The following is a 20,292-nucleotide window of genomic DNA, read 5'->3' on the forward strand; positions in this document are numbered from 1 at the left end:
TATCGTTATGCCTTACAGTAAATGTTTATCCAGCAAAGCCTGGCAGGATGGCGGTAACGGAGTGGGCTCGCGCTTCACCGGCGGTGTACTGCCCGGTTTCGCTGGCGCAAACCAGCTTTGCAGTTCGGCACCACAGCCATCACCCGGCGGTGGGATCGGTTGATCCTGGCACTCAAGGCTTCCCGCCGGACAGCGCAGGCGCACATGCATATGGGCACGATGCTGGAACCACGGACGCACCTTGCGTAACCACTCACGATCGCTACCGGCATCCGCACAAAGCTGCTTTTTAATCGCCGGATTCACGAAAATACGCGTCACCTCGGGATCTTTCGCCGCCAGCTTAATCAGGCTGTCAATTTCTGGCTGCCAGTGGCGTGCCACCACATTTTTTCCATCGGCGGCAACCAGATCAAGCGGCTGAGGTTTCAGCAGCATTTGCTGTGTCCAGCGCTGTTTGGGGAGCTGTAACCAGATATCCACATCCAGCCCGGACTGATGACTGGCGTGGCCGCTGCTGAAACGACCGCCTGCCGCCATGCCCATATCACCGACCAGCACTTCCCCCAGCCCCCGTTGATTTGTCTGGGTGCTGAGACGCTGAATAAAAGCAATCAGGTCCGGGTGACCAAAATAGCGACGCTGATCGGTACGCATCACCTGATAACCGGATGCCTCCAGCGGCAGCGGCTGTGCACCAATAATACAGCCGTTAGAGAAGGCACCAATTGACTGCGGTGCACCGCTAATCGGCTGGTGGATTGTCTGCCACGGCGTGGCGGCCTGTGCGGTCGCCGTCGATATCAACAGCGCACACAGCGCCATCAGCGTCTTTTTCATGGGTTACCAGCGCGGGTAAGTGGTTTCAACGTCAGCATTCTGCGCGCGATGACGCAGTAAGTGATCCATCAGCACAATCGCCATCATCGCTTCGGCAATCGGCACCGCACGGATCCCCACGCACGGATCGTGGCGGCCTTTGGTGATCATCTCAACTTCTTCACCGCTGCGGGTCAGTGTTTTTCCGGGTACGGTAATGCTTGAGGTCGGCTTCATCGCCAGATGAGCCATAATGCTCTGACCGCTGCTGATGCCGCCCAGAATGCCGCCAGCATGGTTGCTCTGGAAGCCATTAGCACGGATCTCATCACGGTGTTCGCTACCGCGCTGGCTGACCACGGCAAAGCCGTCGCCAATCTCAATGCCTTTTACCGCATTGATGCTCATCAGCGCATGTGCCAGGTCAGCATCCAGACGGTCAAAGACCGGCTCGCCCAGACCTGCCGGGACGTTTTCCGCCATCACGGTCACTTTGGCACCAATGGAATCGCCCTCTTTCTTCAGAGCACGCATCAGTTCGTCCAGCGCGTCAATTTTATCAGGGTCCGGGCAGAAGAAGGGATTCTGTTCTACCTGGTCCCAGTCTTTCAGCTCGCAGGCCACGTCACCAATCTGCGCCAGATAACCGCGCACGATAATGCCGTGTTTCATCTCAAGGTATTTTTTCGCAATGGCCCCGGCCGCAACGCGCATCGCCGTTTCACGCGCCGATGAGCGGCCACCGCCGCGATAGTCGCGAAAACCGTATTTCTGGTCGTAGGTGTAATCCGCATGACCGGGACGGTAGAGATCTTTGATCGCGCCGTAGTCCTGCGAACGCTGATCGGTGTTTTCAATCAGCAGACCAATACTGGTTCCGGTGGTTTTGCCTTCAAACACGCCGGACAGAATTTTCACCTGGTCCGGCTCACGGCGTTGGGTGGTATAGCGCGAAGTGCCAGGGCGGCGGCGATCGAGATCGTGCTGCAAATCGGCTTCGGTCAGTGGGATGCCCGGAGGCACGCCATCCACAATACAACCGAGGGCGATGCCGTGTGATTCGCCAAACGTCGTGACCCGAAATACTTGTCCAATGGTATTACCCGCCATGCTGGCTCCTCGCTAAAATGGTGAATCAGTCTTTATAGATTTTAAAATGATGTTGTGCATCAATAATCTGTTGTTTCGTCAGCATGAACACGCCGTCGCCACCGTTATCGAATTCCAGCCAGGTGAAAGGCACATCCGGGTACTGGTCAATCATATGCACCATGCTGTTACCCACTTCACAAATCAGCACGCCCTGCTCACTGAGGTAGTCCGGTGCGCAGGCGAGAATACGACGGACCAGTTTCAGACCATCGCTGCCTGCTGCCAGACCGAGTTCCGGCTCATGGCGGTATTCGTTTGGCAGGTCGTCCATATCATCCGCATCAACATACGGCGGGTTGGTGACAATCAGGTCGTACTGCGTCTTAGGCAGTTCGCGGAACAGGTCGGCACGAATTGGCGTAACGTGGTGATCTAAACCGTGTGCGCCAATGTTCTGCTCGGTAACCGCCAGCGCATCGGTGGAGATATCCACGGCATCCACTTCAGCGTCCGGGAAGGCATAGGCACAGGCGATAGCGATACAGCCGCTGCCGGTGCACATGTCCAGAATATGCTGGGGTTCATGGCTGATGATGCCGTCAAAGTGGCTGTTAATCAGCTCACCGATCGGCGAACGCGGGACCAGCACGCGCTCATCAACATAAAACTCATGGCCGCAGAACCAGGCTTTGTTGGTGAGGTAAGCCACCGGAATGCGTTCGTTAATACGGCGGATCACACGCTCAACAATGCGGTGACGCTCGCTTGAGGTCAGACGCGCGGTGCGCATATCTTCAGGAATATCCAGCGGCAGATAAAGCGTCGGGAGCACCAGCTGAACAGCTTCGTCCCAGGGATTGTCGGTGCCGTGGCCATACCAGATATCAGCAGCAGAAAAGCGGCTGACCGACCAGCGCAACATGTCCTGAATAGTGTGCAGTTCATTGACTGCTTCATCGACGAAAATTTTGTCCAAAGTGCCCTCCGCAGGCCGTTCTGTTAAACCCGGGCGCTAGTTTGCCACGAAGCTTGAGATAATTCAGCGCGAGGGGGTGAAAAAGCTGAGATTTGTTTCAGCGATGGGCGAGGAAAAGGTAGACTGACCACAAATTGTGGATGAAATGACCCTTTAAAGGGGCAGTAAACCCTAACTGACAGCATAGCGATCCCCTGAGATGAGTAAAAAAGAGAATCTGAATGCGGACGATCGGGCGCTGTTTCGCGGGCTGATGACCGGCACACGCAAGCTGGCCCAGGACACGATTGTCCATAAGCCACCGCGCAAAAAGATAAGCGAAGTCCCGCAGAAACGCCTGCTCTCCGAGCAGATGGATAACAGCCACTATTTTTCCGATGAGTTCCAGCCACTGCTGGCGACGGAAGGCGCGGTGCGTTACGTTCGTAGCGACGTAGACCACTATGAGTTGAAAAAGCTGCGACGCGGGGATTACAGCCCGGAAATTTTTCTCGACCTGCACGGATTAACCCAGAAGCAGGCCAAAGAGGAGCTGGGTGCGCTGATTGCCGCCTGTCGCCGCGAACATATCTTCTGTGCCAGCGTGATGCATGGCCACGGCAAACATGTGCTTAAACAGCAGACACCGCTGTGGCTGGCCCAGCACCCGCTGGTGATGGCCTTTCATCAGGCGCCGAAGTTGTTTGGCGGAGATGCTGCCCTGCTAGTGTTGATTGAGATTGAAGAGTGGATGCCGCCGGAATTGATGCTGCCGTAGCGCGGAGCCTGTATTTCGCTACGGAGGTGTCACGATGGAGATCAGGGGTCGGGCCGACCGGAATAAAGATCGGCCCCTGGGGCAGGCATCACATCGCTTTCGCTAACTTGGCAGGGGATACCTGCCATTCCAGCTTGCCAGCCGCATTCTCCGCATCGAAGTCAACGCAGGCAATCGCCGAGGTGGCAAACATCGGTGGCGCTTCTTGCGGGCACAACTCAGCCACCAGATAGCCCACCAGCGGCAGGTGAGAGATCACCAACGCTGATTTCACGCCTTCGTTTGCCAGTACCTGCAGGTAGCAGGCCACCAGGCCAGGATCGCCGCCCGGAGTCAGCTCCGGCAGCACATCTTCGCCTTCCGGCAAGGGCAACACTTCACGTACCTGATTCAGTGTTTGCTGCGCACGCAGATAAGGACTGACCAGTACGCGCTCAATATCCACTGACTGGCCGTTAAGCCAGGTCGCCATCTGGCGAGTCTCATCGCAGCCGCAATGGGTCAAAGGTCTGACTGAATCACTTGCTGCATCTAATGCTGCATCGCCGTGACGCATAATGAAAACTTGCATATAGCACCGCTGTTGTTAAACAAAAACGCCGGGGACAACGCCGTCCGACTCTTCATCCAGAGAATGAACGCTGTGTTGTACCCCAATGCCTTGAGTATAGTCAACCGATTGTTTACTTAGTGAGCGACGTGCAGATTAACCAGCAAACATCATTCGCTAACCCCACCAGACTATCCCACTGAATCAGTGCAACTATTCAGCTTAACTTCCGGTTTATAGAAGGTTTCCTCGGCGTCAGCCATTTTTTTCAAACGTTCACAAGGGGCAAAACGCGGCCCGTGACGCTGCATAAGTTGCTCTAAACTGTTTACCACTTCACCGATGCCCAACTGGTCCATATAGTGGAAGGGACCCCCGAGAAACGGCGGGAAGCCGATGCCAAAAACAGCGCCGATATCGCCGTCACGCGCGCAGGAAACCACCTCTTCGTCCAGCGTACGCGCCGCCTCATTCAGCAGCATCATCACACAGCGCTGAGCGATATTCTGTGCGCTGAGATGGTGTTTTGCACTGATATTCAGCAAGCGATAAATCGCGCTGTCCGGCTGCTTTTTCCGCCCTTTCTGTGGATAAAGGTAGAAACCACGTCCGTTCTTCCGTCCCTTGCGATCGTCCTTCAGCACCGCATCCAGCGCAGCCGGTAATGCAAAACGCTCGCCCCATGCCTGTTGCAGGATTGGCATAATATGCGTGCCGACATCAATCCCTACTTCATCCAGTAACTGCACCGGCCCCACCGGGAAACCGAACTGCACCAGCGCGTGGTCAATAGACTCAATCGGCTCCCCTTCCAGCAGACAGTGCATCGCTTCAATCATATAGGGGGCGAGAATGCGGTTAACGTAGAACCCGGCCCGATCGGCCACCACAATCGGTGTTTTACCCTGTTTCTTCGCCAGCGCCACCGCCGTGGCCACGGTGGCCGCAGCCGTTCCGGCATGGGGGATCACCTCCACCAACGGCATTTTTTCCGGCGGGCTGAAGTAATGCAAACCGATGACATTCTCTGGCCGCTGCGCACCGGAGGCAATATCCGCAATCGGCAGCGATGACGTATTAGAAGCAAACAGCGTGTCTGGCGAACAGTGCGCCTCAACCTCAGCCACCATTTTTTGCTTCAGCGCCAGATCTTCAAAGACGGCTTCAATGACCATATCACGCTGGCGGAAGCCCTGATAGTCAGTACCACCGCTGATCAATGCCATCTGTTGCTGACGCTCTGCCACACTCAGGCGGCGGCGGTTGACCTGCTGAGTCAGCACCTGCCAGCTGGTTTTCAGCGCCCGGTTAATGCCTTCCGGGTTCACATCTTTAATGCGCACGGGCAGCCCGGCGCGGGTAGCCGTGATGCAGGCGATACCTCCCCCCATCAGGCCACCGCCCAGCACACCAATACGCTTCAACTCACGCGGCGCAGCCTGGGCACCCGGATCTTTTTTCAGGGCGGTAGTGGCGAAAAACAGGCTGCGCAAAGCGGCGGACTGCGGCGTCATCGCCAGTTCACCAAATGCCTGCGCCTCGGCGGCATAACCGCTACCGCTGCCCTGTTCCAGCCCGCAGCGCACCACGCTGAGTATTTTGTCTGTCGCCGGGTAATTCCCGTGCGTTTTCGCCTGCGTCTGGCGTTTTGCCAGCGCGAACAGTATCGCCCTGCCCGCCGGGCCGGTTAACAGCCGTTCGCGCAGCGGTAACGGCTTTCTGGCGCTGCGCGCTTTCAGTGCCAGCTTCACCGCTGTCTCCAGTAATATACTCGCTGCCACCGCGTCATCCACCAGCCCGCATTTCAGGGCCGCACGCGCACGCAGGGTTTTGCCTGTCAGGATCATATCCAGCGCGGTCGAAGCGCCAATCAGACGCGGCAGCCGCTGCGTTCCCCCGGAGCCCGGCAACAGCCCCAGCTGGACTTCCGGCAGGCCGAGCCGGGTTTTATCATCCAGCGAACAGACGCGATGATGGCAGGCCAGTGCCAGCTCCAGGCCGCCCCCGAGGCAGGCACCGTGGATGGCGGCCACGACCGGCACCGGCAGCGCAGCGATCTCCGCCATCACGGTCTGCCCGGCGTGTGCCAGCGCGCTGGCCTGCTCTGCCGTGTCACAGACCGCGATCATGCTGATATCGGCCCCGGCAATAAAAGAGTCCGGCTTGCCGGAGATCAGCACCAGCCCGGCAAGGTGCGGATTGGACCGTGCCTGTCTGAGGACATCGCGAATTTGCCCGGCAAAGGCCTCCTTCAGCGTGTTCATCTTCTCATCAGGCACATCGATAGTGATCACGCCGACGTTATCCAGGCGCATGCTGAGCGTAAAAGCCGTTTTCTGTTCCATTATTCCGCCTCCAAAACCATTGCGGCACCCAAACCCCCGGCGGCGCAGGCGGTCACCAGCCCCAGCCCGCCACCGCGCCGACGCAGCTCATTTAGCGTCTGCGTGATCATCCGTGCCCCGGTCGCGGCGAACGGATGACCATAAGCGATAGAGCCACCCAGCACGTTGAACTGCTCCTGATTCACCTCGCCCAGCGCATGGGGACGGTTCAGCACCTCGCGGGCAAAACGTTCATCCGCAAACATCTTCAGGTTAGCCAGCGTCTGCGCCGCAAACGCTTCATGCATATCAATCAGAGAAAGGTCGGCCAGCGTGATCCCCGCACGATCCAGCGCCAGCGGTGAAGCATAGGAAGGCCCCAGCAGCATATCCTGGCGCACATCAATGGCGGTAAACGCATAGCTGCGCAGGTAGCCCAGCGGCACCATGCCCAGCGCGCGCGCGCGGGACTCGGTCATCAGAACCACCGCAGCAGCCCCGTCGGTGAGTGGCGTGCTGTTTGCTGCCGTGACCGTACCGTGTTTTCGGTCAAATGCCGGGCGCAGGCGGGCATAGTCTTCAGGACGGGATTCGCTGCGCACATTGTTATCCTGCTGAACGGGCTGCTTCCACGGGGGAGCATAAGCCGTCATCACCTCGTCATTTAACAGCCCCTGTTGCCAGGCACGCGCCGCATGAAGATGGGAGCGGTGCGCCAGTGCATCCTGCTGCTCGCGGGTAATGCCATGATCTTTCGCCATCTGTTCGGCGGTATCGCCCATGCGCAGCCCGGTGGAATATTCGGCCACCGCCGGAGGCACCGGCAGTAAATCGCGCGGACGCAGCTGGCTAAGGAGTGTAAGTTTTTGCGGCAACGTACGCGCTTTGCTGAGGTCGACCAGCACCCGCGCCAGCGTTTTACTGACGCCAATCGGCAGCACTGAGGAAGAGTCCGCGCCACCGGCAATACCGGCCTGAATCGTCCCTGCCAGCAGGCTCTCGGCCACATTCGCCACCGCCTGAAAGCTGGTGGCGCAGGCGCGGCTGACGCTGTAGGCATCGGTATGCACACTCAGGCCGCTGGCCAACACAATTTCACGGGCAATATTGGGGGCTTCCGGCATCTGCACCACCTGGCCGAACACCAGCTGTTCAATGGCGTCAGCGGGGATCTCGCTGCGCGCCAGCAGTTCACTGATCACCATGCGCCCCAGTTCCAGCGCCGGAATACCGTGAAACGCGGTGGCCTGGCGGACAAATGGCGTACGCAATCCGTGGGTGATTGCGATACGGTCACCCTGACGTGTCAGCAAAGGTATAGCTTTACTCATTATTCTCACCTTTCTGCTCCCTGTTGCGTCGTGTTGCCGGTGCATGGGCGGCAATACGCGAGGTCGGGAGCATATCTTAGATAGACGGCATCATTGCCAAGAGGTCTGACCTGATCAGTGTTAACCAGATTAATGACGGGCGCTACGGCAGAAGGGAAAAAATGCGAGAACACACACGATTCTGGTGGAGGGCGGGCACCCTCCACCGGGAGATTAGCGCAGGCCCAGCTGGAAAATCATCGTTTCCGCCTGGCAGCTAAAAGTAAACTCACAGTCCAGCGTGACACCGGCCGGGGTTTCGCTGAAGCGGCTTTCGATCAGGCAAGGTTCTGACTCAACGGCACGCGCTTTATCCGTCAGCGTACGCAGCATCGCTTCAGCCTGTTCACGACGTTCAAATTCCTGGCTGTAGCTGGCGGTACAGTCCGTGTTATCCATTACTGTCCCAACATCGACACAGCAACACGCAGCGGTTTCACTGGCGTTACAGCGGTTAATAGCTTCAGTCATACATCCTCCGGCATACCACCCGGTATCTGGCGGCAGGTTAATTTAGATAAGTATAAGTCTACGCCTGCGCCTGTTTTCGCTCCAGCCATCCGGGGAAAAGAGCGCGTTAAGTGATGAAAATCACACTATTATTTGATCCGAAACAATTCACACTAAATCATCAAAAAATTGATTGTAAGGTTTTTGCAAGCCAGATCGCTTTTTCAGCATCATTTTAGAAATATTTGAAAAACAATATTGCAACATAGACACAGGTCGGACCTATACTTGGCCCACTGGTCTGATTTGTTGGTTGTCTGTCAGTCCCTAGAATCCGCGATCCCTTGTTACGTTACGTAACAGAGCTTAAATAAAAATCAGATAATGAGGTTGTGGTTATGAACCATAAAAACCTGTTTGCTAAGTCTGCACTCGCAGCAGCAGTGGCGCTTGTTTCTTCAAATGCTTTATCGGCTGGCTTTCAACTGAACGAATTTTCCACCATTGGTCTTGGCCGCGCTTATTCCGGCGAAGGCGCAATGGGTGATACCGCAGCATCGGCCAGTCGTAACCCGGCCACAATGGCATTAATGGATCGCCCTATGTTTTCCATTGGCGCGGTATTTATCGATCCCGATGTGAATATTCAGGGACAGTCTGGTGCAGGTAATAGTCTGAATGCCGATAATATTGCACCGACGCAGTGGGTACCAAATATTCACTACGTCCAGCCGCTGAACGATCAGTGGTGGATTGGCGCCTCAGCAACCAGTAATTATGGTCTCGCCACCGAGTTTAACGATGGATATGCCGGTGGTCCTTTTGCGGGCACCACCGATCTGTTAACCATGAACCTTAACCTCAGCACCGCCTATCGTCTTAACCAGCACTTCAGCATGGGTGTCGGCGTCAATGCCGTTTATGCGAAAGCGAAAATCGAACGTAATATTGGTGAGCTGGGCGCTTTCCTGCCCGCCGCAGGTTTACCTGCCGCACCGGCTGATACCCAGATTGCTCATCTGAAAGGCGATGAATGGGGTTACGGCTGGAACGCCGGTATTCTTTATGAAGTGGATGATAAGAACCGCTTTGGCCTGAGCTACCGTTCAGAAGTGAAAATCGACTTTGACGGTGACTACAGCAGTGATATTCCGGTGGCCTACAACCCGATCGGCGGTCAATTTGGTCTGCCGTCCGGTACTGGTGGTAATACGGTTTCAGGCTCCCTGTCACTGCACCTGCCTGAAATGTGGGAAGTCTCCGGATACCACAAAGTTGCACCACAGTGGGCCGTTCACTACAGCCTGGCGTATACCAGCTGGAGCCAGTTCCAGGAGCTGAGAGCGACCGGCAGCAATGGTCAGGACCTGTTCGTTAAAGATGAAAGCTTCCACGATGCCTACCGCATCGCGCTGGGTACCAGTTACTTCTACGATGATAACTGGACCTTCCGCACCGGTATTGCCTTCGATGACAGCCCGGTTCCTTCGGATAAACGTTCCATCTCTATTCCTGACCAGGACCGTTTATGGCTGAGCGCGGGTACCTCTTACGCCTTTAATAAAGATGCGTCAGTGGATGTCGGTATTTCTTATATGCACGGACAAAAAGTCACGGTTAAAGAAGGGAATGATCCGGTTGCCACCGCCCAAAATGGTGGCCAGGCGACACCTTATACCTTTACCTCCAGCGGTAAAGCCTGGTTGTACGGTGCGAGCTTTAACTATAAGTTCTGATCACTGCGCTTTATCAACGCGAATAAAAAACCCCACTCCCGTGGGGTTTTTATTATTTACTGCGAATCAATATCGCCCAAATCACCCTTAATTGCGGCGGCGTTTGGATTTTCCTGCGGAATTAATTTTCCATCGCTGGCAAGGAAATCATGATGCTGGAAATAAGCCGCACGCATAAATGCGTAAGGATCGTTAGAATTTCTCAAAATAGCATCGGAGTCGAGCAACTGTGCACGGGTTTCAATCCCTTCCAGTGCCCATTTACCCGCAGACATCCACCAGGTCAGCCAGAGCAGCGGCGGATAAACATCATCGACCAGCCCGCCAATATCTTCACGCGGCGTAAAACCCCCGTAGCCAGGGACTTCGACATACGTGCCGTATCCCACGCCGTAATGCCCCAGCGTACTACCGAAAGCACGGGTCTCTTCTTTCGCCAGTTTCGGGTTAGCCATGGAGGCCACATCAATCAGACCGCCCATACCCAACAGCGTATTCAGGAAGAAACGGTTGAAGTGCACCATCGCCTTATACGGGTTGCCCTCAATGAAATAGTTCACCATTGAGGAAGGTTCGTTCAGGTTACTGAAAAAGTTGCCCAGCCCGTTACGTGCAGGCTGCGGCAGATAATCACGCCAGACCACCGCAACCGGGCGCAGAACATACGGATCCAGCACATTGTAGTTAAAGTCGAACATAGAACGGTTGAAGCTTTCCAGAGGGTCGGCATGGCCCTGCGGCTCATTCGCCGTCTCAGAAGTGGCACATCCCACCATCAGTACGCTAGCCAGCACTAAGCCCGTCAGGCGATAGTTCATCGTTTTCTCCCTGTACTGTTATAAATTATCGTCCACTACTGCCGGTTAATTTCCACGGCAATCTGCTGCTGACCGGCAAAAGGCAGTACTTCAGTCAGCCCGAACCAGTCACCAGGTGAACGGTAAGCGCTGCCATCGCGCGATATTCGCACGCGAACCTGCACCTGATGCTGCGAGGATAACAACCGATCCGGCATCATAGCATTGCTGTCATCCAGCGTGATCGATAAAGGAAAATGGCTCAACGGACTCTTTTTCACGGCTACAGGAACCTGAGAAACGCCGTCAGACACGGAAATATACAACACTCCGTTCGCGGGTAACATTTTTTCTGCCTCAGGTGACAAACTGATGGTTAACGCCAGGTGGCTTTTTTCTTTGCCGGAAGCGCTGTCTGCCTGCTGGATACTGCGCTGGATCATCACCCGGCGTCCGTCATTTTCGGGTAACAGTGACAGCATTTTCTGCCAGGTCGCCGCTGCCTGCACATAGTTTTGCTGGTTATAGGCATTAAAGGCTAGCAGCCCCAGCACGCGCATATTGGTGGGATACTGCACGGCCATCCCTTCCAGCATCATGAGCGCCTCACGATTATCCTGCGGATCGTTCGAGCGGGTCTGTACTTCAGCATAGCTCAGGCGAACATCAATGTCGGTCGGTGCCAGCTGCAAGGCATGACGAAAGGCCTGGCTGGCCATGCTGGCATTGTTAAGCACCATGCCAAGCCGGCCGAGCATCTTCCAGTTTTCAACATCATCCGGCGTGCGCTGCAACTCGCTGCGAACACCCAGCGCCAGACGTGCCAGCTGTTCCATACTCAGCGGCCGCGCCTGCGGATCCATCACCTGTGCACGCAGTGCAGGCAGTTCATTCTTCACCTGCTGCCAGGCCAGGACCTGTTGCAGCCCTCCGGTTTTAACGTAGAAGCCGAGACTCACCAGCAGCAGGATCACCACGCCCGGCAGCAGTGCCCAACGGCTGACCTGACGGGATGTTTGAGAAGGGGTCTGGGGAATATCCAGTAGCAGCGTTTCCTGCAACTCGCGCACCATCTCGGGACGTTCTGCCACCACACCCTGCCCTTCATCCTCTTCCAGCTCACGCAGGCGCTGATGATAGAAAGCCTGATTAAGCCGATCGCGATCGGCGGTGCTTCCCCGCTTGTTGCGTACACCTGCCAGTAAAAATAGCGCACAGGCGGCGACCAGCAGCAACAGGATGGTTAAGAACAGTGTGCTCATGGCTGCTTCTCGTCATGGTTTAACAGGGTATCAAGCCGCTGCTGCTGTTCCGCATCCAGCGCGACGTGCTCAGCACGCCTGCGGCTGCGCAGAATAATCACCAGCGTGCCGATAATCACAAACAGCGCCGGACCCGCCCAGAGGATCAGCGTCGACGGCGTCACCGGCGGTTGATAAGAAACAAAATTGCCGTAGCGCGCCACCATATACGCTTTCACCTGCTCCGGCGTTTGCCCTGCCTGCAACAGCTGGTAAACCTTCAGCCGCATATCACCGGCAATCATGGCATTGGAGTCGGCAATACTGTTGTTCTGGCACTTCGGGCAGCGCAGCGAGGCCGTAAGCTGGCGATATTGCTGCTCCTGATCCACGGTGGCAAAAGAGTAGGTGTCGATGTTGTCAGCCTGCACACCCGCGCTGAACAGCACCAGCGCCAGCAGCATCAGATAAGCTTTCACGATCCGGCCTCCTGGCTGTATTTTTCCCACAGGGGTTTCACTTCCTCGTTCCATACGCGGTCGTTCATATCACCGGCGTGGCGATAGCGGATAATACCGTGGCCATCGATCAGAAACGTCTCCGGCGCACCGTACACACCCAGATCCAGCCCGAGCATTCCGTCACCGTCGTACAGGCTCAGGGCATAAGGGTTGCCGAGCGTATTAAGCCAGGTGATCGCTTTCTGACGATCGTCTTTATAGTTCATCCCCACAACGCGAACGCCTTTTGCAGCCAGCGTATTCAGATACTGATGTTCCGCCCGGCAGGTCGGGCACCAGGTGGCCCAGACATTCAGCAGGATCGGCTTGCCGTCATTCAGCACCGACTGATCGAAGGTTTTACCCGGCTGGTCCAGTGACTCCAGTTTGAAGACCGGGACCGGCTTACCGACCATCGCCGATTCCAGCCGCGTCGGGTCATCGCCGTTGGCATTACGACTTAGCTGCCACAGCAGCGCCGCCGCCAGCAGCAAAAACAGCACCAGCGGGAGATAAAGAATTTTCTTGTTCATGCCAGCTCCTTTTGCGCTTTACGGCGCGAACGGTAGCGCGGATCCAGCAGGCACAGCACCCCACCGAGCGCCATGAAGACACCACCAAACCAGATCCAGCGGACAAAAGGTTTGTAATAGAGGCGTACAGCCCAGGATTTGCCCTCCAGCTCTTCGCCCAGCGCCGCATAGAGATCGCGCGTGAAGCCGCCGTCGATGGCCGCTTCGGTCATCATGGTCCGTGCCGCACTGTAAAAGCGTTTTTCCGCCTGCAAGGTCGCTTCATGTTGACCGTTGCGGGTGACGTCAATTACACCTGTGCTACCGGAATAGTTCGGCCCCACCAGACGCACCACACCACGCAGCGTGAACTGATACCCGGCAACGCTCACGCTATCGCCCTCTTTCATCCGCACATCACGTTCCACGCTGTAGTTCTGGCTGAAGGCGATGCCGATCACCGTCACGGCAACACCCAGATGGCCGAGCACCATGCCCCAGTGACTGCGCGACAGATGACGCAGGCCAGCGAAGAAATCATGGCGATGCGTGGCGCGCTCATGCAGTTCCATCAGCGTCAGGATAATCACCCACACCGCCATCAGCAGGCCGACCACCGTCATCGCCTCAATGCGATCGTGCATCAGCCACGGCAGAACAATCGACAGCAGCAGCGTGACGACTAGCGCCAGCCCCAGACGCTTCCACAGTTTCTGTGGCTCATCACGACGCCAGCGCACCAGCGGGCCGATGCCCATCAGCAACGCCAGCGGAGCCATCAGCCAGGTAAACAGCGTATTAAAGAAAGGTTCACCGATGGAGATGGTGCCCAGCCCGAGCTGTTTATGTATCAGCGGCAGCAGCGTACCCAGCAGCACCACCAGCATCGCGGCAATCAGCAGCACATTGTTCCCCAGCAGGAAGGATTCGCGCGACCAGGCCTCATTCTGCACCCGGCTGCGTACCTTACCGCCTTTGATGGCATACAGCAGCAGCGAACCGCCAATGACGATAATCAGGAACGCGAGGATAAACATGCCGCGCGCCGGATCAGAGGCAAACGAGTGGACCGATACCAGCACCCCGGAGCGCACCAGGAAGGTGCCCAGCAGACTGAGGGAGAAGGCGGTGATTGCCAGCAGCACCGTCCAGGCTTTAAAGGTGCCACGTTTTTCCGTCACGGCCAGTGAGTGGATCAGCGCGGTCCCGGCCAGCCACGGCATAAAGGAGGCATTTTCGACCGGGTCCCAGAACCACCAGCCGCCCCAGCCCAGCTCGTAATAAGCCCAGGCCGAGCCAAGCACAATCCCGATGGTGAGAAACACCCAGGCCGCCGTAGTCCAGGGCCGCGACCAGCGCGCCCAGGCGGTATCCAGCCGCCCGGCCATCAGCGAGGCAATGGCAAACGCGAAAGCGACGGAGAAACCGACATAGCCCATATACAGCAGTGGCGGATGGAAGATCAGCCCGATATCCTGCAACATCGGGTTGAGATCGCTGCCCTCTATCGGGAAGTCCGGCAATGTGCGGGTGAACGGGTTCGACGTCAGGGTGATAAACAGCAGGAACCCGAGGTTGATCATCCCCATTACCGCCAGCACCCGGGCAATGGCATCCGCCGGCATGGCGCGACTGAGCAGCGCCACCGCCAGCGTCCAGCCGCTGAGCAACAGCACCCACAGCAGCAGCGAGCCTTCGTGCGCCCCCCAGGTGGCGGCAATGCGGTAGTAAACCGGCAATAAGGTATTGGAGTTGGTCGCCACGTAAGCCACGCTGAAATCGTTCACCACAAAGGCATGAACGAGGATCAAGAAGGCCCCGGCAATGCAGGTAAACAGCCCGTAAGTCAGCGGACGCGCCAGCCCCATCAGACGAGCATCCTGACGCGCGGCCCCCCATAACGGATAAACACTCAGCAGCAGCGAAAACGCCAGCGCCAGGCACAGCAGGAAACTGCCGATTTCAGGCATCATGACTGGCCTCCGCTCGCGCTGATTGCCGCCGGGGAACGGTGATTTTTCTTCATCGCATCTTCAATTTCGGGTGGCGTGTATTTTTCATCATGTTTGGCCAGCACTTCTTTGGCCTGCACGTGGGTGCCGTCCTGCAATACGCCCTGCGCCACCACGCCCTGCCCTTCGCGGAACAGATCCGGCAGAATGCCCTCATAGCTGACGCTAATCACGCCCACCGCATCGTAGAGTTTGAACGAGACCTGCAAGGTGTTGGGATCGCGTTTAACGCTGCCCGGCATCACCATGCCCCCCACGCGCAGACGCTGGCCCGGCTCCGGCTTAATCTGCTGAGCGCCTTTGCCGTTGATCACTTCGCCAGGCGTGTAAAACAGGTCAATATTGGAACGCAGCGCGTACATCACCAGCGCCGTTGCCAGCCCCAGCCCGATTAATATCAACATCACCAGAATCAGGCGACTTTTACGACGGGGATTCACGATCGTTCTCCTGCCGCGGTGGCGGCTTTTTTCATTTTTGCTGCGCGAATACGCTGCTCACGGGCATGGCGCTGACTGATGTCAGCCAGCAGACGGCGGCGTTGCCACAGCGTGTGTATCAACAGCGTAACCAGCGGGATCAGGGTGCAGCTCACGGCCAGCCAGACATAAAAGCCGTAACGGCCCATGGCAAAGAAATCATGCCAGGAAGAAAAAGCAGGTGTCATCGGTGATGCCCTCCCTTGACGGCCAGCTCCGCGACCCACGGGCGATGGCGCTCGGTATGCAGCAGCAGGTTACGCAGACGCATCAGCGTCAGGGTAATAAACACCAGCCACACGCCCAGGATTGACCAGTACAGCGGTGCCCGCATAGTCGGGTCAACGGCCTGTAACAGCACCCCGGACGAGCCCTGATGCAGGGTATTCCACCACTTTACGGAGTAATGAATAATCGGCAGGTTGATCACACCAACGAGGATCACAATCCCCGCGGCGCGCCCGGCCATGCGGCGGTCATCATAGGCGTGATACAGCGCAATGGCGCCCATATAAAGGAACAAAAGCACCAGTTCGGACGTCAGACGGGCATCCCACATCCACCAGGTGCCCCACATCGGCCGGCCCCAGGCGGAGCCGGTAACCAGCGTAATAAAGGTAAACACCGCACCGATTGGGGCCATGGCCATCATGGCAAGGTCAGCCGTTTTCCACTGCCACACCAGCCCGATAAAGGCGGCGCACGCCATCGCGGCATAGATGCCCATCGACCACATGGCCATCGGTACGTGGATATAGATGATGCGGAAACCGTCACCCTGTTCAGATGCTGGCGGTGCATAACCGAACCCCCACGCCCAGCCCAGCAGCAGCGCAGCCACGCCCGGGATCGCAAACCACGGCACCAGGCGTCCGCATAATCGGTACAACCGATCGGGCTTGCCCAGTTGATGTATCCATTTCCACATGATGTTTTTGCTCACAATTAAAGATCATTCGTCTGGCGTAAGTTCGCGCTAAAACGGCGCACTCCCGGTCTTTTCGCCGGTTAGTGAACGCTCACCCGTAATGCAGCCGCCGTGGCAAAAGGTGCCAGCGTGGCACTCCCTGCCAGCAGGGCACCCAGAATGGCCAGATAGCCGTCAATCGGCAGCCCCTGCCCCGCAGCATCGATGGCTGCACTGGCAAAAATCAGTACCGGCACCGCCAGCGGCAACACCAGTAAACTCAGTAATACGCCCCCACGACGCAGCCCCACCGTCAGCCCGACGCCAATCGCGCCGAGGAAACTGAGCGTCGGCGTGCCCAGCAGCAGAGTCAGCGCCACCGCCCGCCAGCTGGCAAAATCCAGCGACAGCAACAAGGCGACCAGCGGTGACAGCAGCAACAGCGGCAGCCCGGTAACGATCCAGTGTGCGGCCACTTTGCCCAGCACCGTCAACGGCAGCGGCGTGGGCAACAGCAGAAGCTGCTCCAGCGAACCATCGAGAAAATCATCACGGAACAGCCGCTCCAGTGCCAGCAGCGAGGAGAGCAGCGCTGCAACCCAGACAATGCCAGGTGCAATGCGCGCCAGCAGCTGCGGCTCCGGCCCGATGCCTAAGGGAAACAGCGTGACAACAATCAGAAAGAACCACAGCGGGTTGATAATTTCTGACCCGCTACGAAAAGCGATGCGCAGTTCACGCTGCAATACGCGCCAGAACATCAGGCCATCCCATCCGTCAGCCGAATGCGGCTGAGATGACGCACGGTCGCAGGCAGTTCCTGGTGCGTGGTGAGGATCACCGCCCCGCCCCGATCGGCATGAAGCACCAGCCTGGCTATCAGCTGGTCCACACCCGATTTATCAATGGCGGTCAGGGGTTCATCCAGTATCCACAGCGGTGCCGCTGACAGCCACAGACGCGCCAGCGCCACGCGCCGCTGCTGCCCGGCGGAGAGCTGGGACACCGCAACGTCTTCATAGCCGGTAAGGTCAACCTGCTCCAGCGCCTGCGAGAGTTCCTCCGGCGAACGCTCCGCGTGCCAGAAGCTGAGATTTTCAAATGGGGTTAATACCGCTTTGATCCCCGGCAGATGGCCGAGGTAAAGCAGGCTGGCGTGATAGTTTTCACGCTCCTGCTGAATGCTGCGCTGCTGCCAGAGCACGTCGCCCTGCTCTGCCCGGCTGAGCCCGGCCAGAATACGCAGCAACGAGGTTTTTCCTGCACCATTTTCCCCTTCCACCTGCACAATATCGCCGGCCTTCACGGTAAAACTGAGATCGCTAAACAGCGTCCGCTCATCGCGAACACATGTCAGATTTTGGGCTGCCAGCATGGGAGGAAAATCGCACATTGTTAAATTTGATGCAGGATAGTACCACAAACTGTGTGTCTGCCTACGCTGACCAGGCGGCATAAGGCACGTCTTCCCCCCCTGAAAAACCGGGCTATGGCGCTTTTTTGCACGGTTTCACGCCTGGGTTAAAGCTTTGTTACTCTTCTTATTAATGCAGGTTACATTTCATCGCGTCGGATAATACCCGCTACGCTTAAGAGGGAACGCTATTCTCTGGGGGAAAGATGAAAAACACACAAAACGATAATGATAATCAGGTTGAGAGTGAAGAAAGCGAACAGGGCAAAGAGATTGAGGTGGATGAAGAAGCCCTGCCCTCGCAGGCTGCCGCCGTACACGAGCAGATCCGCCAGGAGGGGGAGAAAGAGCTGGAGCGTGATGCCCTCGCCCTGCTGTTTTCTGCTATAGCGGCCGGGCTGTCGATGGGTGCCTCACTGATGGCAAAAGGCATCTTCCACGTCAATCTGCAGGATGTTCCCGGCGGGTTTCTGCTGGAGAACCTCGGCTACACCTTCGGCTTTATTATCGTGATTATGGCGCGGCAGCAGCTGTTTACCGAGAACACCGTCACTGCCGTGCTGCCCGTGATGCATAAACCGAACGGCGGGAATTTTCTGTTGCTGATGCGTCTGTGGGGGTTAGTGCTGGGCGGTAACCTGATTGGCACTGCGCTGGCCGCGCTGGCCTTTAACCACCTGCCCATTTTCGACGACGCCGTACGCGGGGCGTTTGTCAGCATCAGCCAGAAAGTGATGGAGAACAGCCCGATGGAGATGTTTGCCAACGCGGTGGTTTCCGGCTGGATCATTGCCACCATGGTATGGATGTTCCCGTCTGCGGGCGCCGCTAAGATTTGGGTGATCATCCTGATGACGTGGCTGGTGGCATTGGGTGACCTGGCGCATATCGTGGTGGGATCGGTGGAGGTCTTCTATCTGGTGTTCAGCGGCGATCTGCCGTGGCAGCAGTTTATCTGGCCGTTTGCGCTGCCAACCCTTGCCGGCAACATCATTGGCGGCACCTTTATCTTTGCCCTGATCAGCCATGCGCAGATCCGTAACGACATGAGCAACAAAGCCAAAGCGAAAGCCGCAGCGGAGGCGAAGCGCAAAGAGAAGAAAGAGGCAGAAAATCAGCCGGATTGATGCTAAAACGCGCAGTCAGGCGGGTAAGTGGTTAATCTGCGGCGCGAAACAGGCTATACTGCGCGCCGCTGTCCCCTTAGTTAAATGGATATAACGAGCCCCTCCTAAGGGCTAGTTGCAGGTTCGATTCCTGCAGGGGACACCATTTTCCTATCCTGTCGCCCTCACTGATACGTGGCTATTCGAACAAATCCTTTGCCTGGGGCAGTGCATCTCACACAGGATAAAGCCCGCGTGTGCGGGCTTCCGTTACCTTCCGTTAACCACCAAATACCAGCGTTGTAGACTTCGCCCCGGCATTAGCAGCCGCAAACGTTTTCGCGTCCGCCGCTGATTTTGCGCTGTAAGCGTAGTTTGATGCCGCTGTCCACTGACTCTTCGGCGACTTCTGGTTGGTAATGGCAGGCACGCTGCCCGTATCAGTAAAGGTGCCGTTGCCTTTATCATCCAGCATGCCTTTATTCGCGCTGCCCTCACCGAAGTAGTTATTTTCAGAAATAATTTTTGCGTTCTGAGCCAGCGTAAAGCCAAGCTGGAACTTGTTGATATAGTTACTGTAAACATGGAAGTAGCCATAACGCATCAGTCCCGGTGCCCTGACCTCCATATTATCGAAGTAACTGTGGCAAATGGTTAGATGCGGATAACCGTTATACGTTGCATCATTATCATCTGCCGGGTGCCCCAGAATCAGCCCGTATTTATGGTTACCGAAATAGCAGTTGCTGATGGTTGCGTAGTCAGCTTTCTCACCGATATACAGCAATTTATCCAGGCTGCCGTCACCATCTGACCAGGTGTGACCGACGAATGAACAGTGATCGATCCAGTATTTACTGCCGTAGTTCAGGTAAAGCTGGATATCATCATTGGCTTTAATATTCACCGAATGCTGGAAAATCAGGTTCTGGAAAATAATGTTCTGCGAGGTGGTCGTCGCACGGAAATGGATATTGTTTAAGGTGCGGTTCTGGAATGAACCAATAATAGTTTTATTCGAACCGAGATTCACTTTCGTCAGACTTGAGGCGGTGATATTGCTGTTAATCACCAGTACCCGCGCCGTGCTGTCGCCCACATACTGGTTAAGCTGCGCCAGTGTATTAATCTCCACCACCGACCCATTCCAGCCGCCTGTAACATTGGCTGCTTTGGCAAAACCGACCAGACCATTCAGTTTACTTGTTGGATATGTCATAAAAGCCCCTGTTTGCATGATGTTATTTTGA

Annotated in this window: 21 protein-coding genes and 1 tRNA gene; 4 read left to right on the forward strand and 18 right to left on the reverse strand. The window is 56.6% G+C overall.

Features of this window, described 5'->3' with window-relative positions:
• Window positions 1-12 precede the first annotated feature (12 nt).
• From mepA to prmB, 3 genes are read right to left on the reverse strand one after another with little or no spacing between them, the layout of a single operon-like run.
• The gene (gene mepA, locus LJN55_RS16385) at window positions 13-840 is read right to left on the reverse strand and encodes a penicillin-insensitive murein endopeptidase (protein WP_227534865.1); all 828 of its coding nucleotides are present in this window, start codon (window positions 838-840) and stop codon (window positions 13-15) included.
• A 3-nt stretch (window positions 841-843) separates the two neighbouring features.
• A complete protein-coding gene (gene aroC, locus LJN55_RS16390; protein ID WP_167863570.1) occupies window positions 844-1,929 on the reverse strand; it encodes a chorismate synthase in 1,086 nt (361 codons plus the stop codon).
• 25 nt (window positions 1,930-1,954) lie between these two features.
• Entirely contained in the window at window positions 1,955-2,887 is a 933-nt protein-coding gene (prmB, locus tag LJN55_RS16395; RefSeq protein ID WP_133841315.1) for a 50S ribosomal protein L3 N(5)-glutamine methyltransferase, read from the reverse strand.
• Between the two features lie 199 nt (window positions 2,888-3,086).
• On the opposite strand from prmB, the gene smrB reads away from it, so the two are divergent.
• On the forward strand, window positions 3,087-3,644 hold the full coding sequence (gene smrB / locus LJN55_RS16400; RefSeq protein WP_227534866.1) for an endonuclease SmrB: 558 nt from the start codon (window positions 3,087-3,089) through the stop codon (window positions 3,642-3,644).
• A gap of 88 nt (window positions 3,645-3,732) precedes the next feature.
• Here the strand turns inward: smrB and sixA are convergent, their stop codons facing one another.
• From sixA to LJN55_RS16420, 4 genes are all read right to left on the reverse strand, one after another.
• Window positions 3,733-4,215: a phosphohistidine phosphatase SixA gene (gene sixA, locus LJN55_RS16405; RefSeq protein WP_133841313.1), complete on the reverse strand. Its 483-nt coding sequence runs from the start codon at window positions 4,213-4,215 to the stop codon at window positions 3,733-3,735.
• Between the two features lie 170 nt (window positions 4,216-4,385).
• Window positions 4,386-6,539 carry a fatty acid oxidation complex subunit alpha FadJ gene (gene fadJ, locus LJN55_RS16410; protein WP_227534867.1) on the reverse strand — a complete coding sequence of 718 codons (2,154 nt, stop codon included), beginning with the start codon at window positions 6,537-6,539 and terminating at the stop codon, window positions 4,386-4,388.
• On the reverse strand, window positions 6,539-7,849 hold the full coding sequence (gene fadI / locus LJN55_RS16415; RefSeq protein ID WP_227534868.1) for an acetyl-CoA C-acyltransferase FadI: 1,311 nt from the start codon (window positions 7,847-7,849) through the stop codon (window positions 6,539-6,541). The genes fadJ and fadI overlap by 1 nt, the downstream gene beginning before the upstream one ends.
• A gap of 213 nt (window positions 7,850-8,062) precedes the next feature.
• Window positions 8,063-8,359 carry a YfcZ/YiiS family protein gene (locus LJN55_RS16420; RefSeq protein ID WP_133841310.1) on the reverse strand — a complete coding sequence of 99 codons (297 nt, stop codon included), beginning with the start codon at window positions 8,357-8,359 and terminating at the stop codon, window positions 8,063-8,065.
• Window positions 8,360-8,736: 377 nt separating this feature from the next.
• Between LJN55_RS16420 and fadL the strand changes: the two genes are divergently transcribed.
• Window positions 8,737-10,074, forward strand: a complete 1,338-nt coding sequence (fadL, locus tag LJN55_RS16425; protein WP_133841309.1) for a long-chain fatty acid transporter FadL — start codon at window positions 8,737-8,739, stop codon at window positions 10,072-10,074.
• A gap of 56 nt (window positions 10,075-10,130) precedes the next feature.
• Here the strand turns inward: fadL and mlaA are convergent, their stop codons facing one another.
• The 10 genes from mlaA to ccmA all read right to left on the reverse strand — a co-directional run bounded on the left by mlaA (window position 10,131) and on the right by ccmA (window position 17,897).
• Complete coding sequence (gene mlaA, locus LJN55_RS16430) at window positions 10,131-10,892, reverse strand: phospholipid-binding lipoprotein MlaA (RefSeq protein ID WP_133841308.1); 762 nt, start codon at window positions 10,890-10,892, stop codon at window positions 10,131-10,133.
• Between the two features lie 35 nt (window positions 10,893-10,927).
• Window positions 10,928-12,133, reverse strand: a complete 1,206-nt coding sequence (gene ccmI / locus LJN55_RS16435; protein WP_227534869.1) for a c-type cytochrome biogenesis protein CcmI — start codon at window positions 12,131-12,133, stop codon at window positions 10,928-10,930.
• Window positions 12,130-12,591: a cytochrome c-type biogenesis protein gene (locus LJN55_RS16440; protein ID WP_133841306.1), complete on the reverse strand. Its 462-nt coding sequence runs from the start codon at window positions 12,589-12,591 to the stop codon at window positions 12,130-12,132. Before LJN55_RS16440 ends, ccmI begins: the two co-directional genes overlap by 4 nt.
• Window positions 12,588-13,145: a DsbE family thiol:disulfide interchange protein gene (locus LJN55_RS16445; RefSeq protein ID WP_133841305.1), complete on the reverse strand. Its 558-nt coding sequence runs from the start codon at window positions 13,143-13,145 to the stop codon at window positions 12,588-12,590. Before LJN55_RS16445 ends, LJN55_RS16440 begins: the two co-directional genes overlap by 4 nt.
• Window positions 13,142-15,097 carry a heme lyase CcmF/NrfE family subunit gene (locus LJN55_RS16450; RefSeq protein WP_227534870.1) on the reverse strand — a complete coding sequence of 652 codons (1,956 nt, stop codon included), beginning with the start codon at window positions 15,095-15,097 and terminating at the stop codon, window positions 13,142-13,144. Before LJN55_RS16450 ends, LJN55_RS16445 begins: the two co-directional genes overlap by 4 nt.
• Window positions 15,094-15,576 carry a cytochrome c maturation protein CcmE gene (ccmE, locus tag LJN55_RS16455; RefSeq protein ID WP_167863565.1) on the reverse strand — a complete coding sequence of 161 codons (483 nt, stop codon included), beginning with the start codon at window positions 15,574-15,576 and terminating at the stop codon, window positions 15,094-15,096. The genes LJN55_RS16450 and ccmE overlap by 4 nt, the downstream gene beginning before the upstream one ends.
• Window positions 15,573-15,803 (reverse strand): heme exporter protein CcmD, encoded by a 231-nt coding sequence (gene ccmD / locus LJN55_RS16460; protein WP_227534871.1) that lies wholly within the window; start codon window positions 15,801-15,803, stop codon window positions 15,573-15,575. The genes ccmE and ccmD overlap by 4 nt, the downstream gene beginning before the upstream one ends.
• Complete coding sequence (locus LJN55_RS16465; protein ID WP_133842107.1) at window positions 15,800-16,543, reverse strand: heme ABC transporter permease; 744 nt, start codon at window positions 16,541-16,543, stop codon at window positions 15,800-15,802. The genes ccmD and LJN55_RS16465 overlap by 4 nt, the downstream gene beginning before the upstream one ends.
• A gap of 80 nt (window positions 16,544-16,623) precedes the next feature.
• Window positions 16,624-17,283, reverse strand: coding sequence for a heme exporter protein CcmB (gene ccmB, locus LJN55_RS16470; protein WP_133841301.1), 660 nt, complete (start codon window positions 17,281-17,283; stop codon window positions 16,624-16,626).
• Entirely contained in the window at window positions 17,283-17,897 is a 615-nt protein-coding gene (ccmA, locus tag LJN55_RS16475; RefSeq protein WP_227534872.1) for a cytochrome c biogenesis heme-transporting ATPase CcmA, read from the reverse strand. Before ccmA ends, ccmB begins: the two co-directional genes overlap by 1 nt.
• Window positions 17,898-18,142: 245 nt before the next feature.
• On the opposite strand from ccmA, the gene LJN55_RS16480 reads away from it, so the two are divergent.
• Together LJN55_RS16480 and LJN55_RS16485 are read left to right on the forward strand one after the other, a co-directional pair.
• Window positions 18,143-19,063 carry a formate/nitrite transporter family protein gene (locus LJN55_RS16480; RefSeq protein WP_227534873.1) on the forward strand — a complete coding sequence of 307 codons (921 nt, stop codon included), beginning with the start codon at window positions 18,143-18,145 and terminating at the stop codon, window positions 19,061-19,063.
• 70 nt (window positions 19,064-19,133) lie between these two features.
• Window positions 19,134-19,208 (forward strand) — tRNA-Arg (locus LJN55_RS16485).
• Window positions 19,209-19,322: 114 nt separating this feature from the next.
• Here the strand turns inward: LJN55_RS16485 and LJN55_RS16490 are convergent.
• The gene (locus LJN55_RS16490) at window positions 19,323-20,261 is read right to left on the reverse strand and encodes a pectate lyase family protein (protein ID WP_171149004.1); all 939 of its coding nucleotides are present in this window, start codon (window positions 20,259-20,261) and stop codon (window positions 19,323-19,325) included.
• Between the last annotated feature and the right edge of the window lie 31 nt (window positions 20,262-20,292).

This window comes from Erwinia rhapontici, from assembly GCF_020683125.1.
GTDB classification, from domain to species: domain Bacteria; phylum Pseudomonadota; class Gammaproteobacteria; order Enterobacterales; family Enterobacteriaceae; genus Erwinia; species Erwinia rhapontici.

What these genes read in the sequence shown, in the direction of transcription:
- mepA (WP_227534865.1), bottom strand. Translation starts at nt 840, where the DNA reads ATGAAAAAGACGCTGATGGCGCTGTGTGCGCTGTTGATATCGACGGCG.
- fadL (WP_133841309.1), top strand. Translation starts at nt 8,737, where the DNA reads ATGAACCATAAAAACCTGTTTGCTAAGTCTGCACTCGCAGCAGCAGTG.
- LJN55_RS16445 (WP_133841305.1), bottom strand. Translation starts at nt 13,145, where the DNA reads ATGAACAAGAAAATTCTTTATCTCCCGCTGGTGCTGTTTTTGCTGCTG.
- sixA (WP_133841313.1), bottom strand. Translation starts at nt 4,215, where the DNA reads ATGCAAGTTTTCATTATGCGTCACGGCGATGCAGCATTAGATGCAGCA.
- ccmD (WP_227534871.1), bottom strand. Translation starts at nt 15,803, where the DNA reads ATGACACCTGCTTTTTCTTCCTGGCATGATTTCTTTGCCATGGGCCGT.
- ccmA (WP_227534872.1), bottom strand. Translation starts at nt 17,897, where the DNA reads ATGCTGGCAGCCCAAAATCTGACATGTGTTCGCGATGAGCGGACGCTG.
- mlaA (WP_133841308.1), bottom strand. Translation starts at nt 10,892, where the DNA reads ATGAACTATCGCCTGACGGGCTTAGTGCTGGCTAGCGTACTGATGGTG.
- ccmB (WP_133841301.1), bottom strand. Translation starts at nt 17,283, where the DNA reads ATGTTCTGGCGCGTATTGCAGCGTGAACTGCGCATCGCTTTTCGTAGC.
- fadJ (WP_227534867.1), bottom strand. Translation starts at nt 6,539, where the DNA reads ATGGAACAGAAAACGGCTTTTACGCTCAGCATGCGCCTGGATAACGTC.
- ccmI (WP_227534869.1), bottom strand. Translation starts at nt 12,133, where the DNA reads ATGAGCACACTGTTCTTAACCATCCTGTTGCTGCTGGTCGCCGCCTGT.
- LJN55_RS16465 (WP_133842107.1), bottom strand. Translation starts at nt 16,543, where the DNA reads ATGTGGAAATGGATACATCAACTGGGCAAGCCCGATCGGTTGTACCGA.
- fadI (WP_227534868.1), bottom strand. Translation starts at nt 7,849, where the DNA reads ATGAGTAAAGCTATACCTTTGCTGACACGTCAGGGTGACCGTATCGCA.
- LJN55_RS16420 (WP_133841310.1), bottom strand. Translation starts at nt 8,359, where the DNA reads ATGACTGAAGCTATTAACCGCTGTAACGCCAGTGAAACCGCTGCGTGT.
- LJN55_RS16450 (WP_227534870.1), bottom strand. Translation starts at nt 15,097, where the DNA reads ATGATGCCTGAAATCGGCAGTTTCCTGCTGTGCCTGGCGCTGGCGTTT.
- aroC (WP_167863570.1), bottom strand. Translation starts at nt 1,929, where the DNA reads ATGGCGGGTAATACCATTGGACAAGTATTTCGGGTCACGACGTTTGGC.
- LJN55_RS16490 (WP_171149004.1), bottom strand. Translation starts at nt 20,261, where the DNA reads ATGACATATCCAACAAGTAAACTGAATGGTCTGGTCGGTTTTGCCAAA.
- smrB (WP_227534866.1), top strand. Translation starts at nt 3,087, where the DNA reads ATGAGTAAAAAAGAGAATCTGAATGCGGACGATCGGGCGCTGTTTCGC.
- LJN55_RS16480 (WP_227534873.1), top strand. Translation starts at nt 18,143, where the DNA reads ATGAAAAACACACAAAACGATAATGATAATCAGGTTGAGAGTGAAGAA.